At 66.4% G+C, this 16,232-nt stretch carries 17 protein-coding genes; 15 read left to right on the top strand and 2 right to left on the bottom strand.

Features of this window, described 5'->3' with window-relative positions:
- Positions 1-126: 126 nt before the first annotated feature.
- The 8 genes from MXB90_RS04465 (at position 127) to rarD (ending at position 8,324) form a co-directional block, all read left to right on the top strand.
- Complete coding sequence (locus MXB90_RS04465) at positions 127-1,266, top strand: TRAP transporter substrate-binding protein (RefSeq protein WP_250041563.1); 1,140 nt, start codon at positions 127-129, stop codon at positions 1,264-1,266.
- Positions 1,267-1,347: 81 nt separating this feature from the next.
- Entirely contained in the window at positions 1,348-1,938 is a 591-nt protein-coding gene (locus MXB90_RS04460; RefSeq protein WP_250041561.1) for a TRAP transporter small permease subunit, read from the top strand.
- Entirely contained in the window at positions 1,935-3,362 is a 1,428-nt protein-coding gene (locus MXB90_RS04455) for a TRAP transporter large permease (protein ID WP_250041558.1), read from the top strand. Before MXB90_RS04460 ends, MXB90_RS04455 begins: the two co-directional genes overlap by 4 nt.
- On the top strand, positions 3,343-4,704 hold the full coding sequence (locus MXB90_RS04450; protein WP_250041556.1) for an amidase: 1,362 nt from the start codon (positions 3,343-3,345) through the stop codon (positions 4,702-4,704). Before MXB90_RS04455 ends, MXB90_RS04450 begins: the two co-directional genes overlap by 20 nt.
- Before the next feature lies 1 nt (position 4,705).
- The gene (locus MXB90_RS04445; RefSeq protein WP_250041555.1) at positions 4,706-4,861 is read left to right on the top strand and encodes a hypothetical protein; all 156 of its coding nucleotides are present in this window, start codon (positions 4,706-4,708) and stop codon (positions 4,859-4,861) included.
- 186 nt (positions 4,862-5,047) lie between these two features.
- Complete coding sequence (locus MXB90_RS04440; RefSeq protein ID WP_250041554.1) at positions 5,048-5,434, top strand: phasin family protein; 387 nt, start codon at positions 5,048-5,050, stop codon at positions 5,432-5,434.
- Between the two features lie 40 nt (positions 5,435-5,474).
- Complete coding sequence (locus MXB90_RS04435; RefSeq protein WP_250041553.1) at positions 5,475-7,307, top strand: PHA/PHB synthase family protein; 1,833 nt, start codon at positions 5,475-5,477, stop codon at positions 7,305-7,307.
- Positions 7,308-7,397: 90 nt separating this feature from the next.
- Positions 7,398-8,324, top strand: a complete 927-nt coding sequence (gene rarD / locus MXB90_RS04430) for an EamA family transporter RarD (RefSeq protein ID WP_250041552.1) — start codon at positions 7,398-7,400, stop codon at positions 8,322-8,324.
- Positions 8,325-8,328: 4 nt separating this feature from the next.
- On the opposite strand, the gene MXB90_RS04425 is transcribed toward rarD, so the two are convergent.
- Complete coding sequence (locus MXB90_RS04425; protein ID WP_250041551.1) at positions 8,329-8,484, bottom strand: hypothetical protein; 156 nt, start codon at positions 8,482-8,484, stop codon at positions 8,329-8,331.
- A gap of 135 nt (positions 8,485-8,619) precedes the next feature.
- On the bottom strand, positions 8,620-9,747 hold the full coding sequence (locus tag MXB90_RS04420; RefSeq protein WP_250041550.1) for an aminotransferase class V-fold PLP-dependent enzyme: 1,128 nt from the start codon (positions 9,745-9,747) through the stop codon (positions 8,620-8,622).
- Positions 9,748-9,906: 159 nt separating this feature from the next.
- On the opposite strand from MXB90_RS04420, the gene MXB90_RS04415 reads away from it, so the two are divergent.
- The 7 genes from MXB90_RS04415 to MXB90_RS04385 all read left to right on the top strand — a co-directional run bounded on the left by MXB90_RS04415 (position 9,907) and on the right by MXB90_RS04385 (position 16,178).
- On the top strand, positions 9,907-11,139 hold the full coding sequence (locus MXB90_RS04415; RefSeq protein ID WP_250041549.1) for a putative DNA modification/repair radical SAM protein: 1,233 nt from the start codon (positions 9,907-9,909) through the stop codon (positions 11,137-11,139).
- Complete coding sequence (locus MXB90_RS04410) at positions 11,139-12,011, top strand: TIGR03915 family putative DNA repair protein (protein ID WP_250041547.1); 873 nt, start codon at positions 11,139-11,141, stop codon at positions 12,009-12,011. The genes MXB90_RS04415 and MXB90_RS04410 overlap by 1 nt, the downstream gene beginning before the upstream one ends.
- Positions 12,012-12,093: 82 nt before the next feature.
- Complete coding sequence (locus tag MXB90_RS04405; RefSeq protein WP_250041546.1) at positions 12,094-13,332, top strand: FAD-binding domain-containing protein; 1,239 nt, start codon at positions 12,094-12,096, stop codon at positions 13,330-13,332.
- A complete protein-coding gene (locus MXB90_RS04400) occupies positions 13,329-13,679 on the top strand; it encodes a thiol-disulfide oxidoreductase DCC family protein (protein ID WP_250041543.1) in 351 nt (116 codons plus the stop codon). Before MXB90_RS04405 ends, MXB90_RS04400 begins: the two co-directional genes overlap by 4 nt.
- The gene (locus MXB90_RS04395) at positions 13,676-14,995 is read left to right on the top strand and encodes an ABC1 kinase family protein (RefSeq protein WP_250041541.1); all 1,320 of its coding nucleotides are present in this window, start codon (positions 13,676-13,678) and stop codon (positions 14,993-14,995) included. The genes MXB90_RS04400 and MXB90_RS04395 overlap by 4 nt, the downstream gene beginning before the upstream one ends.
- A 182-nt stretch (positions 14,996-15,177) precedes the next feature.
- Positions 15,178-15,600, top strand: coding sequence for a MobC family plasmid mobilization relaxosome protein (locus tag MXB90_RS04390; protein ID WP_250041539.1), 423 nt, complete (start codon positions 15,178-15,180; stop codon positions 15,598-15,600).
- Positions 15,597-16,178: a relaxase/mobilization nuclease domain-containing protein gene (locus MXB90_RS04385; protein WP_250041538.1), complete on the top strand. Its 582-nt coding sequence runs from the start codon at positions 15,597-15,599 to the stop codon at positions 16,176-16,178. Before MXB90_RS04390 ends, MXB90_RS04385 begins: the two co-directional genes overlap by 4 nt.
- Positions 16,179-16,232: the final 54 nt, after the last annotated feature.

Raw genomic sequence — 16,232 nt, 5'->3', positions numbered from 1 at the left:
TTGTGCAAGATTGTTGCGCCCCTTCGAGACGTTTTTTCTTGAATTGCCGAAATCGGCCAGTAAACCTTACCAATATTGCGAAAATGCTGGTAACGGCAGTTCCGCATCCATTTCTGGGAGGAAATCATGACGACCACGAAAACCCCGGCGCCGGTGTCGCGCCGTTCTTTCCTGACCAAGGGCGCGCTGGCTGGCGGCGTCGCGGCGACGGGCGCACTGGCCGCCCCCGCGGTTCTGGCGCAGGCGCCGCTTGTGATGAAGATGCAGACCTCGTGGCCTGCCTCGGACATCTGGATGGACATGGCGCGCGAATACACCACCCGGGTCGAGGAAATGTCGGGGGGCCGGCTCAAGGTCGACCTGCTGCCCGCGGGTGCGGTCGTGGGCGCCTTCCAGGTGATGGACGCCTGCCATGACGGCGTGATCGACGCGGCGCACAGCGTTTCGGCCTATTGGTATGGCAAGCACAAGGCGGCGTCCTTCTTTGGCACCGGCCCGGTGTTCGGCGGCTCGTCGCCGGCGATGCTGGCCTGGTTCTATCAGGGCGGCGGGGCGGAACTGTACCGCGAACTGACCCAGGACGTGCTGGGTCTGAACGTGGTGGGCATGATGGGCATGCCGATGCCCGCGCAGCCGTTTGGCTGGTTCAAGAACCCGATCAACGGCGTGGCCGACATCCAGGGCTTCAAATACCGCACCGTGGGCCTGGCGGCGGACCTGCTGCAGTCGATGGGCATGTCGGTCGCCCAGCTTCCGGGCGGCGAGATCGTGCCGGCGATGGAACGCGGCGTGATCGATGCATTCGAATTCAACAACCCCTCGTCCGACCGCCGCTTTGGCGCGCAGGACGTGGCCAAGAACTACTACCTGGCGTCGTATCACCAGGCCGCGGAAGCCTTTGAATTCATCTTCAACAAGGACTTCTACGACGATCTGGACCCCGATCTGCAGGCGATCGTGAAATACGCGGTCGAGGCTTCGGCGACGTCGAACCTGGCGCTGGCGATGAAGGAATATTCCAGCGACCTGCAGGGCCTGCAGGCGGACAACGGCGTGACCGTCTATCGGACCCCGAAAGAGATCATGGCCGCCCAGCTGGAAGCCTGGGACAAGCTGATCGCGGATCTGGAAGGCGATCCGATGAACAAGAAGATCATGGAAAGCCAGCGCGCCTGGGCCGAGAAGGTCGGCTACTACGAACTGATGGGCGCCCCGGATTATTCGCTTGCCTACGAACACTACTTCCCGGGCAAACTGAAACTCTGATCCGGGCGTCTTCGGCCTGGGTGACCCGGGGGCGCGCAACGCCCCCGGGATTTTTGATCGCAACGGAAGGATCTTCCCACCATGATTGCCTTCATCGACTTTGCCGACCGGCTGTCGGCATGGTTCGGCCGCTCCTTCGGGTGGCTGATTCTGCTGATGACGCTCGGGACCGCCTATGAGGTCGTGATGCGTTACCTGTTCAACGCGCCGACGCCCTGGTCCTATGACCTGTCCTACATCGGATATGGGGCGCTGTTCATGATGGGCGGCGCCTACACGCTGTCGCTGGGCGGCCATGTGCGCGGCGACTTTCTGTATCGCACCTGGAGCGCGCGGACCCAGGCCACGATGGACCTGGTGCTTTACATCTTCTTCTTCTTCCCCGGCGTGCTGGCGCTGATCTTTTCGGGCTACAAATACGCCAGCCGGTCCTGGGGCTATGGCGAGGTCAGCGTGAACAGCCCCGCCGGCATCCCGATCTATCAGCTCAAGGCGGTGCTGGTCGCATCCGGTATCCTGCTGGCGATCCAGGGGCTTGCCCAGGTGATGCGCTGCCTGATCTGCATCCGCACCGGCCAGTGGCTCAAGGCTGAGGCCGACGTGAAGGAAACCGAGGAACTGCTGATCGAGCAGGCCCATGCCCATGACGCCGCGACAGGAGAAAGCAAGTGACCGATCCGCAAATTGCCCTGATGATGCTGGGGCTGTTCATCCTGATCGTCTTTCTGGGCTTCCCGATCGCCTTCACGCTGATGGCGATGGGCATCTTCTTTGGCTATTACGCCTATTTCGACGCGGGCCGGATGTGGCGCGCCTTCAACCGCCTGGGCGAGGACGCCAGCTGGTGGGACAGCACAAGACTGTGGATCGAGGGGTTCTTCAACAACCGCATCTTCGATTTGTTCATCAACCAGTCCTATACAGTGATGTCGAATGAGGTGCTGACCGCGATCCCGCTGTTCCTGTTCATGGGCTACATCGTCGAACGCGCCAACATCGTCGACCGGCTGTTCGGCACGCTGGCGGTGGCCGCGCGCAACATTCCCGGCTCGCTGGGGGTTGCGGCGCTGATCACCTGCGCGCTGTTCGCCACGGCCACCGGCATCGTCGGCGCGGTGGTGACGCTGATGGGTCTGCTGGCCCTGCCGCAGATGCTCAAGGTGCGCTATGACCATTCCTTCGCCTCGGGCATCATCTGCGCGGGCGGCACACTGGGCATCCTGATCCCGCCGTCGATCATGCTGATCGTCTATGCGGCATCGTCGGGGGTGTCGATCGTGCGGCTTTATGCGGGCGCGCTGCTGCCGGGCCTGACGCTGGTCGGCCTGTATCTGGCCTACATCATCGGTCGCGCGATCCTGACCCCGAAGGTGGCCCCGCGCCCGACCGAAGAGGAACTTCCCAGCGTTCCCCTGCTGAAGGTGCTGTGGCTTCTGGCGACGTCCTTCCTGCCGCTGGCGGCGCTGATCCTGGCGGTTCTGGGCTCGATCATCTTCGGCCTTGCCACGCCCACCGAAGCCGCCGCAATCGGCGCGCTGGGGGGCATGGTTCTGGCCATCGCCTACCGCGCGATGACCTTTCAGCGGCTGCGCGAAAGCGTCTATCTGACGGTGCGCACCACGGCCATGGTGTGCTGGCTGTTCATCGGCTCCTACACCTTCTCGGCGGTGTTCAGCTATCTGGGCGGCGAGCAGGTGATTTCGGAATTCGTGCAAGGCCTGGAAATGGAGCCCTGGCAGTTCCTGATCGTGGCGCAGCTGATCATCTTCATCCTTGGCTGGCCGCTGGAATGGTCCGAGATCATCATCATCTTCGTGCCGATCTTCCTGCCTCTGCTGCCGCATTTCGGGATCGACCCGCTGTTCTTCGGCGTTCTGGTGGCGCTGAACCTGCAGACCTCGTTCCTGACACCACCGATGGCGATGTCGGCCTACTATCTGAAGGGCATCGCGCCCCCGACGATCAAGCTGACCGAGATCTTCGCGGGTTCGCTGCCCTATGTGGGGATGGTCTTCCTGTGCATGGCGATGCTGTATCTGTATCCGCAGATCGTCTTCTACCTGCCCGATTACTTCTATGGCGCGGCAAGTCGCTGAGATGGGGGTGCTGTCGCTTCCCCTGATCGAGCTGCGCGACCGGCTGGCCTCGGGGGCGCTGCGCGTCCCCGAGGTGGCCCGCGCCTGCCTTGACCGCATCCGCGCGGTGGAACCCGGTGTGCAGGCCTGGGCCTGGCTGGACGAAGACCACATCATGGCCGAGGCCAACCGCCTGGAAGGCCTGCGCCGCGCCGGGGCCCCGATCGGGCCCCTGCATGGGCTGCCGGTGGCGTTGAAGGACGTCATCGACACCCGCGCCATCCCGACCGAAAACGGCTGTGCGCTGGACCGTGGCCGCGTGCCCGAACGCGATGCGGCCCTTGTGGCGCAGCTGAAGGCGGCAGGCGCGCTGATCATGGGCAAGACCGTGACCACCGAACTGGCCTTCCTGCACCCGGGCAAGACCCGCAATCCGCACAACCCCGCGCATACGCCGGGCGGATCCTCGCAAGGGTCGGCGGCGGCGGTGGCGGCGGGCATGGTGCCGCTGGCGGTGGGCACGCAGACCGGCGGATCGGTGATCCGCCCGGCCAGCTATTGCGGCGTCGTCGGCTTCAAGCCCAGCTTCGGGCGCATCCCGCGCAGCGGTGTGCTGATGCAATCGCCCACGCTGGACACCATCGGCGTCTTCGCGCGTGAGGTTGAGGGCGCGGCGCTTCTGGCCGAGGTTCTGTTCGGCCATGACCCGGCCGATCCGGCCACCGAACCGCTGGCGCCGCCGCGGCTTCTGGACACCGCGCGCGCCCAGCCCCCCGTCACGCCCAGCTTTGCCTTCGTCCGGCTGCCGGGCTTCGATGCGGCCCATCCCGAAATGCAGGACGCGCTGGCGGAACTGACCGGCCTTCTGGGCGATCAGGTCTTTGAGGCCCCCCTGCCCCGCGCCTTTGACGATGCCGCAGCCTTGCGCGAACGCATCAACTTTGCCGAAATGGCCAAGTGCTATTACGCCTACGAACGGCGCGGCTGGGACCAGCTGTCCGCCGAAACCCGCGACGCGATGGAACAGGGCCGCGCGATTTCGGCGCGCGACTATCTGGCCGCGCTGGATTGGCGCGACATCTTCAATGCCGCGCTTGAGGAAATCTTTGCGCGTTGCGATGCGATCCTGTGCCCCGCCGCCCCCGGCCCCGCCCCCGAGGGGCTTGGCTCGACCGGCAGTTCCATCTTCAACGGGATCTGGACCCTGACCGGGTCGCCCGCCATCACCCTGCCGCTGTTCACCGCCGAAAACGGCCTGCCGATGGGGCTTCAGCTTGTCGGCCGGCGCGGCGATGACGCGCGGCTTTTGCGCACCGCGGCCTGGCTATCGCGCCATGTCGCCACCCTTTCGACGGAGACCTGACATGATTGACCGTCTTATGGCGCTTGTCGCCTTTCTGATCTTTGCGGGCTTTTTGGGAATCATCCTGATGCATGTGCCGCGCCTTGACCTTGGCATCGCCATCGGCGCGACGCTTGTCCTGGCGGGATGGGATTTCTTCGGCAAGAAACACGTCTGAAACGCCCGTTTTTCCAGCGCCACGACCACGTTTTCGCCACATCTGGCGGCGCTGGTCGTGGCATCTTGCCGCGACCTTGTCATGAAAGCTTCGGCTTTCAGGCGGATCATGCTATGATATTGGTTTATTAGGTCGGACTTGTTCGACGCAAACCTGCAGGTCTGTCACAAGGAAAGGTTTCCCCCCATGAGCAAAGCGAAGACGAATGGCCCCGCCCTGGGGTGCATGACGCCGCCCGTTGACCCCGCGCACATGGGCGACATGATGACTTCGGTCATGCGCGCGCAGGCCAAGATGGTGGATGCGCTGCTGCGCCAGAACATCGAAACGCTGGATTTCCTGAAAACCCGCTACGAAAAGGACCGCGCCATGCTGGCCGCCCTGACCGAGGCCAAGGATCCCAGCACGATGATGGCGGTCTGGACCGGGTTCTGGTCGAATGCGGCCTCGGACTACACAAATGAGGCGGGCAAGCTCAGCTCATTCGCGGCGGCCACGACCGAACAGATGATCGAGGGCCTGACCGAAGAGGCCCGCGCGATGGCCGGCGGCGCGCCGCGCCGGGGGGCCTGAGCCCGGACGGGCGCGGGCGATCACCCTGAAGGAAGATGCGATGAAGGATGCCGACGTCCCCCTGACGCCGCAAATGACGGCGGCGCCCTTGCGGCGCGCTGCCGAAGACGCCACCCCCTGCCCCGAAGCCGAGGCCGAAAAACTGGCCGCCGAGGCCGCCTTTCGCAGCCTGGACCGGCATGTCCATGCCCATCTGGGCACGGCGGTGGGCGGGCTTTCGGTGATTGGCCTGGCGCAGGCCTGGGCCGATTGGGCGGCGCATCTGGCCATTTCGCCGGGCAAGCAGATGGAGCTGGTCTGGAAGGGCTGGCGCAAGTGGCACCGGCTGAACACCGCGCTGTGGTCGGGGCTGACCGGGCATGACCCCGACGACGCCTGTATCGAGCCGCTGCCCCAGGACCGCCGCTTCAGCGCGCCCCAATGGCAGCGCATGCCCTATCGCGCGATCTGGCAATCCTTCCTGCTGACGCAGCAATGGTGGCACAATGCCACCACCGGCATTCCCGGCGTGTCGCGCGACAATGAACGGCTGGTGGAATTCTACAGCCGCCAGTTTCTGGACATGCTGTCGCCGTCGAACTTTCTGGCGACCAATCCGCAGCTGATGGACCGCACGGTGAAAGAGGGCGGGCAGAACCTGATCCGCGGGCTTGCCGCCTGGGCCGAGGATGCCGCGCGCGCGCTGACAGGGGACGCCACGCCGCGCCCGCTGGATTTCCTGCCCGGCCGTGATGTGGCGCTGACGCCGGGCAAGGTGGTCTATCGCAACGCGCTGATGGAACTGATCCAATACGCCCCCACAACCCCCACCGTGCAGGCCGTGCCGATCCTGATCGTGCCGGCGTGGATCATGAAATACTACATCCTCGACTTGTCGCCCGAAAATTCACTGATCCGGTGGCTGGTGGCGCAGGGTTTCACGGTGTTCTGCATTTCCTGGAAGAACCCCGAGGCCGAGGATCGTGATTTCGGCTTTGACGATTATCGAACGCTGGGGGTGATGGCCGCGCTGGACATCGCCTGCGCGATCACCGGCGCGCCGCGGGTGCATGGGCTTGGCTATTGCCTGGGGGGCACGTTGTTGTCGGTGACGGCGGCGGCGATGGCGCGCGATGGCGATGACCGGCTGGCCAGCCTGTCGCTTCTGGCAGCCCAGGTCGATTTCTCGGAAGCGGGCGAATTGTCGATGTTCACATCCGAACCGCAGATCGCGCTGATCGAGGACATGATGTGGGAGGATGGCTATCTGGATCAGCGCCGGATGGCCGGGGCCTTCAACATGCTGCGGTCGCAGGATCTGATCTGGTCGCGGATAACGCGCGCCTATCTGATGGGCGAACGCGACCACCCCACCGATCTTGGCAGCTGGAGCGCGGATGCCACGCGCATGCCCTATCGGATGCATTCGGACTATCTGCGCCGGCTGTTCCTGCGCAACGATCTGTCGGCGGGGCGCTTCACGGCGGGCGGGCAGCCGGTCTATCTGGCCGATATCCGCGTGCCGATCTTTGCCGTCGCGACCGAGCATGACCACATCGCGCCCTGGAAATCGGTCTACAAGCTGACGCATCTGGTGCATGGCGCGCTGAACTTTGCGCTGGTGTCGGGCGGGCACAACACCGGCATCGTGGCCCCGCCCGGCAACCCCAAGGCGCATTTCCGGCTGCTGGAACATCGGCCCGAATCCAACCACCGCGACCCCGAGGTCTGGGCGCGCGAACATCCCGCAACGCCCGGATCGTGGTGGCAGGCCTGGTGCGACTGGCTTGTGCCGCAATCGGGCGGACAGGTCGCGCCGCCGCAGATGGGCAAACCCGACACGGGCGGCAAGGGTCTGGGCAAGGCGCCGGGGCGCTATGTGCTGGCGCGCTAGCCGACTTGCGCGCCCGCCCCGGCGTCAGGGATGGCCTTTGCCCAGCGATTGGGCTAGCGCTAACCCCGGCGGCAAGCGACGGGGGCAGCCATGCGCAACGAAGACACGCTGAAGGGGTTTGCCCTGGCGGCCACGGCCTATGTGCTGTGGGGGTTCATGCCGATCTACATGAAGGCGCTGGCGCATGTCCCCGCGACCGAGGTGCTGGTGCATCGGGTGATCTGGTCGGTGCCGGTGGCGGGGGTGGTCCTGCTGGCGATGGGGCGCACGGGCGATCTGCGCGCAGCGCTGCGCAGCCCGCGAACCATCGGCATGGCGGCGGTGACGGCGGCGCTGGTCTCGGTCAACTGGGGGATCTATGTCTGGGCGATCAGCGTGGGCCAGACGCTGGATGCCGCGCTTGGCTATTACATCAACCCCTTGTTCAGTGTGCTTCTGGGTGCGGTGCTGCTGCGTGAACGTCTGGGGGCGGCGCAGATGGTGGCGATCGGGCTGGCCTTTGCGGCGGTGGCGCTGCTGACCATCGGCACGGGGCGGCTACCGGTGGTGGCGATCGGCCTGACGCTGAGCTGGGGGATCTATGCCTATTGCAAGAAGATGCTGCCGATCGGCCCGAACCAGGGGTTCCTGCTGGAGGTGCTGTTGCTTTTGCCCTTTGCGCTGGCCTGGCTGGGCTGGCTGACGCTGCGGGGGGAAAGCCATTTCCTGGCCGGAAACGGCACCGATACGGCGCTGTTGCTGGGCTGCGGGATCGTGACGGCGGTGCCGCTGCTGTTCTATGCCAACGGGGCCAAGCTGCTGCGGCTGTCGACGATCGGGGTGTTGCAATACATCGTGCCGACTATGGTGTTCTTTGTCGCGGTTTTCCTGTTTGACGAACCCTTCGACCGCATCCGGCTGTTTGCCTTTGCGATGATCTGGACGGCGCTGGTGCTATATACCGGCGCGATGTTGCGCGGCGCGCAGAACCGCCGCGCCGCGCGCAGCGGCACCCAGACGCCCGGCGACACGGCCTGACCGCCTAGCCAAAAACCGCCCACAGGATCAGCGCCCACAGCCCCGCGCCAAGCGCAAGGGCCACCGCAACCCACCAGCCTGACGGCAGCCGTCGACCCGACGCGGGGGCGCGGCCGCGCGTTGCCGCCGGTGCCGGTCTGGCCTTGGTGTGATGTCGCATGCCGCCTCCGGGGCTGTGATCGGCGCGGGGCGCGGGCAAAGATGCCCGGACCCCACGCACGCCAGCATAATCGCCGGGCCCGCTTTGGAAAAGGTTAACGCGCCCTGCCCCGGTGGGACCCGCCCCGGACGCCGCCTAAAGCACCGCGTCCAGCGCCGTGGCAAGGCGGGCCACCGTGGCCTGAACATCGGTCAGCTTGTCCAGGCCGAACAGGCCGATGCGGAAGGTGCGGAAATCGCCCCCCTCGCCCAGCTGCAAAGGGACACCGGCGGCGATCTGCAGGCCTTGCGCGGCGAATTTCCGACCGTTCTGAATATCGGGATCGTCGGTATAGCTGACCACCACCCCCGGCGCGGCAAAGCCGGGCGCCGCGACCGAGGCCACCCCCTTGGCCGCCAGCATCGCGCGCACGGTATTGCCCAGATCCCATTGCGCCGCCTTCATCTGCGCAAACCCCTGCGCCTCGGTTTCCGCCATCGCATCGCGCAGCCCCACCAGCGCATCGGTGGGCATGGTGGCATGATAGGCATGGCCCCCGCCTTCATAGGCCGCCATGATCGCGCGCCATTTCTTCAGGTCCAGCGCGAAGGAATTCGAGGCCGTTTCCTCCAGCCGCGCGGCGGCGCGGGGCGACAGCATCACCATCCCCGCCGAGGGCGAGGCCGACCAGCCCTTTTGCGGCGCGGAAATCAGCACATCGACGCCCGTGTCGCGCATGTCGACCCAGACACAGCCCGAGGCGATGCAATCGAGCACCATCAGCGCGCCCACCTCATGCGCGGCGGCGGCCATCGCGGCGATATAGTCATCGGGCAGGATCAGACCGGCGGCGGTTTCGACATGGGGGGCAAAGACCACATCGGGGCGCGCCTCGCGGATCTTGGCCACGACCTCTTCGACGGGGGGCGGGGCATAGGGCGCGCGCGGGTCATTGCCAGCCGGTCGCGCCATGACCACGGTGGTTTCGGCGGCGAACCCGCCCGTCTCAAGGATCTGGCTCCAGCGGTAGGAAAACCAGCCGTTGCGCAGGATCAGCGCATGGCGGCCGACGGCAAACTGGCGTGCGACCGATTCCATCGCATAACTGCCCCCGCCCGGCACCAGCGCCACCGCCTCGGCGCTATAGACCTCGCGCAGCATGGCGGAAATGTCGCGCATCACACCCTGGAACCGGGCCGACATGTGGTTCAGCGATCGGTCGGTGAACACCACCGAGAATTCGGCCAGACCATCGGGATCGACATCGGGGCGCAAGCCGGGCATTTGGGTTCTCCTTCAATTGTCTGGCCGACAGCTTAGGGCCGCGGGCCGGGTCAGGGCCAGAAAAATCGTTCCCCCGCGCCCAATCGCCGCGCAGGCCAGAAGGGCCAGGCATTCATCGCGCCGATTGACGAACATTTGGGGAACATCTATCCTGCACACATGGCAAAGATGACCCTTTCAGACAAGCTCGCCATCCTGTCGGACGCCGCGAAATATGACGCATCCTGCGCGTCTTCGGGGGGTGAGCGGCGCAACGCGCGCGGCGGCGGTGTCGGCTCATCAGGGGGCAGCGGCATCTGTCATGCCTATACGCCGGATGGGCGCTGCATCTCGCTTCTGAAGATCCTGATGACGAATTTCTGCATCTTCGATTGCGCCTATTGCATCAACCGGGTGTCATCAAACGTGCAGCGCGCGCGCTTTTCCGTCGAAGAGGTGGTGTCCCTGACGCTGGAATTCTATCGGCGCAATTACATCGAAGGGCTGTTCCTGTCCTCGGGCATCATCCGTTCGCCCGACCAGACGATGGCCGATATGGTCCGCATCGCCCGCACCCTACGTCAGGATCACGGCTTCAAGGGCTATATCCATCTGAAAACTATCCCCGATGCCGCGGCGGATCTGATCCATGAGGCCGGGCTTTATGCCGACCGTCTGTCGATCAACGTCGAACTGCCGCGTGATGACAGTGTGCGCCAGCTGGCCCCCGAGAAGCGCCCCGAAACCATCCGCGGCGCCATGGCCCAGGTTCGCCGCGAATCCGAGGCCGCGCAGGACCGGTCGCACAGCGGCAAACGGCCCCGCCGCTTTGCCCCCGCCGGGCAAAGCACGCAGATGATCATCGGCGCGGATGGCACCGATGACGTGACGATCCTGTCCACCGCGACGCGGCTTTACACCGGCTACAAGCTGCGGCGGGTCTATTATTCGGCATTCTCGCCGATCCCCGATGCCTCGGCGGCGCTGCCGCTGATCCAGCCGCCCTTGCTGCGCGAACACCGCCTGTATCAGGCCGATTGGCTGTTGCGGTTTTACGGCTTCACCACCGAGGAAATCGCATCGGGCGCGCAGGCCGGGCATCTGGATCTGGATCTGGACCCGAAACTGGCCTGGGCCTTGCAGAACCGCGGCCTGTTTCCGCTGGATGTGAACCGCGCCAGCCGTGAAATGCTGTTGCGCGTGCCGGGCTTTGGCACCCGGACGGTGGACCGGATCCTTGCAGCCCGCCGGTCGCGGGCGCTGCGCCATGAGGATCTGGCGCGCATGGGGGCGCTGATGAAAAAGGCCCGCCCCTTCATCACCCTGCCCGGCTGGAGCCCCGGCGCGCTGACCGACAGCGCCGATCTGCGCGCGCGCTTTGCGCGCGCGCCTGAACAGTTGCGGCTGCTGTGATGTTTGCCGTCACCCTGCCCCCGCGCGGCACATTCGACGCCTGGCGCGTGGCCGCGCGGCGTGCGATTTCACACCGGATCGCGCCAGACCGGATCGACTGGTCCGGCGGGGGCGGGCTGTTCGCCGCGGCCCCGCTGCCCGAAACGCCCGGCCCCCATCAGGCCCGGGTGAGCGAGGCGTTCATCGGCCTGGCCCGGTCGGTGATCTGGCATTCCGCGCCCGACCGCTTTGCGCTGCTGTATCAGGCGCTGTGGCGGCTGGACCGGCATCAGGGCGATCCGCTTTCGCAGGCCGATCCGCTGGGGCGCAGGCTGAACCTGATGGCGAAGTCGGTGGGGCGCGACATTCACAAGATGCATGCCTTCATCCGGTTCCGTGAATGCCCGGCCGACGGCCCGCGCCGGCGCTTTGCGGCCTGGTTCGAACCCGAACACAACACGCTGGAACCCGGGTGCCGGCTGTTCGTACAGCGCTTTACTGATATGGACTGGCTGATCGCCACGCCCGCCCTGACGGCGCGGTTTGAAAACGGGCGGCTGGACTTTGCCCCTGGGGGCCCGCGCCCCGACCTGCCCGAAGACGCGGCCGAGGCGCTTTGGGCCACCTATTTCACCAATATCTTCAACCCCGCGCGGATCAAGCTGGATGCGATGCGGTCGGAAATGCCGCGCAAATACTGGAAGAACCTGCCCGAAACCCGGCTGATCCCGGACATGCTGAAGGATGCCGAGGCGCGGGTGGAACGCATGCGCGCCGCGGGCAGCACCGCGCCCCGCCCGGGCGCGGCACGGGTATCGGCGCGCTACCGCGCGCAGCTGGCGCAGGACGGTGGCGGGGGCACGGGGGGCGGGGTCACGGGGCGCGACGCCTGATCGCTTGCCTTCGCCCGCGCGCGATTTACCTAGCCCGCTAGGGCCACAGGCGGGGCCGCCCCCGGCCAGCGATGGGTAACAGATGCAGCACGACCTTTCGACCGTTTCGGACGCCCCAGCGGGGCAACCGCCAGAAGATCCCTTCCCCGTCACGCGCGCCGCCGCGCTGGCCCGGCTGGGCGCGTTCCTGCCCCATGCCGGGGCGGATTACGCGCGGCTGCGCAATTTCGACCGGGGCGCGGGTCAGCACCAACATGTCTCACGCCTGTCGGCGGCGCTGCGCCGGCGCGTCCTGTCCGAGGCCGAGGTGGCGCGCGCCGTTCTGGACCGCCACGGCCTGCGCGCGGCCGAAAAATTCATCAGCGAGGTGTTCTGGCGCAGCTACTGGAAAGGCTGGCTGGAACAGCGCCCCGCGGTATGGCAGGGCTATCTGAGCGCGCTGAAACAGGCCCGGCGCGAGCTTGCGGCCAGCCCCGATCTGGCCCGGCGCTACGACGCGGCCTGCGCCGGGCGCACCGGCATCGACTGCTTTGACCATTGGGCGCGTGAACTGCGCGAGACCGGCTATCTGCACAACTGGACGCGGATGCAATTCGCCTCGATCTGGGTGTTCACGCTGGGGCTGCGCTGGGAACTGGGCGCCGATCTGACGCTGCGGCAGTTCATCGACGCGGACCCGGCGTCTAACACGCTGTCCTGGCGGTGGGTGGCGGGGCTGCATACGGCGGGCAAGGCCTATCTGGCCGATCCCGAGCGGATACATGTGATGACGGGGGGGCGGTTTTCGCCCAAGGGGCTGGCGCGGGTGGCGACGATCCCGGCCGACAGCATCGCGGTGCCGCAGGCCGCAGGGGCGCCGCGCGCGCCTATCGCGCCGGACCCCGCGCAGCCCACGCTACTGCTGCTGACGGCCGAGGATCTGTCGCTGGAAACCGAACCCGCGCTTGCGGGGCTGGACATTCGGGCCGTGGCGGCGCTGGGGACGGATGCGGATGGGCCCGATGGTCGCGCGATCGCGGATGGGCTGGCACGCGCGGGGGCGCATTGGCGATGCCCGGTGCTTGGCGGTCTTGCGGCGCCCGCGGTGATCGCGCAGGCGCGCGCGGCGGGGTGCCGCCAGATCGTGACCGCCTACGCCCCGGTGGGCCCGGTCGCTGACCGGATCGCGACGCTTCGCCCCCTGGCCGAAGCGCAGGGCCTGCGGCTGGCCGAACATCTGCGCGACTGGGATAGGCGCGCCTGGCCGCATTGCCGCAAGGGGTTTTTCGCGCTGAAGGAAAAGATCCCCGCGCTGCTTGGCGCAATGGGGGCGCGGGAATGACCGCCCCCCGCGTCACGGTCTGGTATGACGGCGCCTGCCCGCTGTGCGCGCGCGAAATCGCGCTGATGCGGCGGCTGGACCGGCGCGGCGCGATCCGTTTTGTCGATGCCTGCGATCCGGCCAGCCCCTGCCCGCTGGACAGGGCGCAGATTATGGCGCGGTTTCACGCCGCCGAAGGGGGGCGGCTTGTGTCCGGGGCGGCAGCCTTTGCCGCGATGTGGCGCGCGATCCCGGTGCTGCGTCCCTTGGGCATCGTGGCAGGCTGGCCGGGGGTGCGACTGCTGTTTGAGGCGGCTTATCGGCTGTTCCTGCGCCTGCGCCCCCGGTTGCAAAGGGCGCTGCAATGACCGATCGGTCCCGCCGCGTTCCCCAGGCCCGGATCGCACGGTTGGCGGCCTTCGGGCAGATGGCCGGCGGCATCGCGGCGGGCGTGCTGGGCGAAGGCGCGCGCCGCCTGGCGCGGGGCGAGCGTCCGCAGCTGTCGGACCTGCTGCTGACCCCGGCCAATGCGCGGCGCGTCACCGAACAGCTGTCGCGCCTGCGCGGGGCGGCGATGAAGCTGGGCCAGATGCTGTCGATGGATGCGGGCGACGTTCTGCCGCCCGAGTTGACGGAAATCTTGGCCCGGCTGCGCGATGCGGCCCATGTCATGCCCCCCGCGCAGCTTGACCGGGTGCTGGCGGCGCAATGGGGGCCCGACTGGCGGCGCCGCTTTGCCCGGTTCGACCCGCGCCCGCTGGCCGCGGCCTCGATCGGGCAGGTGCATCGCGCGGTGCTGCCCTCGGGGCGGGTGCTGGCGGTCAAGGTGCAATATCCCGGCGTCGCGGCCAGCATCGATGCCGATATCGACAATGTTGCAACCCTGCTGCGCCTGTCTGGGCTGCTGCCCGAAGGGCTGGATGTCGGCGCGGTTCTGGCCGAGGCCAAGCGCCAGCTGCATGAAGAGGCCGATTACCTGCGTGAGGCCGAACAGATGCGCCGCTATGGCGCGCTTCTGGCGGGCGATGACCGCTTTGTCGTGCCCCGCCCTGAAGACACGCTGTTGCGCCCCGGCATCCTGCCGATGGATTTCATCCCCGGCGCGCCCATCGACCATCTGGCCCAGGCCCCGCAAGGCGCGCGCGATGCGGCGATGTCGGCCCTGCTGGATCTGGTTCTGCGCGAATTGTTCGATTTCGGCTTCATGCAGACCGATCCCAATTTCGCCAATTACCGCTGGCAGGCCGACAGCGGCCGGATCGTGCTGCTGGATTTCGGCGCCGCGCGACCGATTCCCCCCGCCACGGCGCAGGCCTATCGCCGCCTGCTGCGCGCGGGCCTTGAGGAGAATCGCCCCGCCCTGCACGACGCGCTGATCGCGATCGGCTTCGTCTCACCCACCCTGCACAGCCGGCATGGCGCCACGCTGGAGACGCTGACCGACATTGTCCTGCGCCATGTCGGCACAAGCCGAACCGCCCCGGGGATGTTCGATTTCGCCGATCGCAGCTTTGTCGGCGCGCTGCGTGACGGCGCCCGCCCGATCCTGGCCGACCGCGCCAGCTGGCACATTCCCCCGGCGGATACGCTGTTTGTGCAACGCAAGATCAGCGGCACGGCGCTGCTGTGCGTACGCATGGGCGCGCGTTTGCCCCTGATCGACATGGCCGAACGCTTCGCCTGAACCGCGCGGGGTCCGCATTGGACCAAACAGAACCGCCCCCGCAAACAATGCGCGGGAACCGTCTTGAATTTGGGGATTTCTGGTGCGCCTAGAGGGAGATAGTTTGAACTCCCTCATTACCGCCCTTGAGGAGTGGGAACGCTATCTCGCACGTTTAGACTCTCCGAGTCTGAGGTGCGAACATGACAAATTCGCGCCATAAATTCAATAAGATAGCCAAAGGTGAGGCAGAGAAGCCGAAGTATCCGCCGCCGTTCTCGCTGCGCCTGACCTATGAGGAACGGGCGCGGCTGGATGCCGAACGGGGCGATCAGTCGCTCGGCGCCTATATCCGCGAGCGGCTGTTCGGCGATGATGCTGCACCGCGCAAGCGGCGCGGCAACAGCCCCGTGCAGGACAAGGAAGCCCTTGGCCGCGTGATGGGTGCGCTCGGCCAGTCGCGCCTGTCTGCCAATCTGAACCAGCTCGCCAAGGCGGTGCACACGGGCTCCCTGCCCGTCACGCCAGAGACGGAAGCGGATTTGAGAGAGGCCTGCCGCGAAGTCTCGGAAATCCGTGATGCTCTCATGCGGGCGCTCGGCAAGATGCCAGGCGGTGCGCCGTGATCCTGAAAGCCAAAGAGCGCGGCAACGCTCCGCAGCTCGCTCGCTATCTGCTGGCGATGCGGGATAACGATCATGTCGAGTTGCATGAAGTGCGCGGCTTCATCAGCGATGATCTGGTCGAAGCCTTGGGCGAAGCCGATGCCATCGCGCGGGGAACGCGCTGTCAAAAGTACCTGTTCTCGATGAGTTTCAATCCGCCGCAAGGCGCGAATGCGTCCATCGAGGACTTCGAGAAGGCCATCGAGCAAGTCGAAGCCAAGCTCGGGCTGGAAGGCCAGCCCCGCGCCATCGCCTTCCACGAAAAGGACGGACGGCGACATGCTCATGCCGTCTGGTCGCGGATCGACAACGAGCGGATGCGGGCAATCAACCTGCCGCACTTCAAGATCAAGCTGCGTGACGTGTCGCGCCAACTCTACTTAAAGCACGGCTGGGCGATGCCGCGCGGCCTGGAAGACCGCAGCCTGCGCGATCCTTTCACCTTCACGCGGGAAGAATGGCAACAAGCGCAGCGGGCTGGTCTCGACGCGAAAGAATTGAAGGCTGGCCTGCTACCGGTTTCGTGGACAGCAGGTTAAGCTAGCATAGCGCGTGCCTCGAACTCCATGGGGCTGATGTAGCCCAGTTTCGAA

Source organism: Phaeovulum molybdatiresistens (assembly GCF_023544865.1).
Classification (GTDB): Bacteria; Pseudomonadota; Alphaproteobacteria; order Rhodobacterales; family Rhodobacteraceae; genus Pontitalea.
Note: the sequence above shows the minus strand (reverse complement) of the source record. Positions and strands in the feature narration are given on the sequence as shown.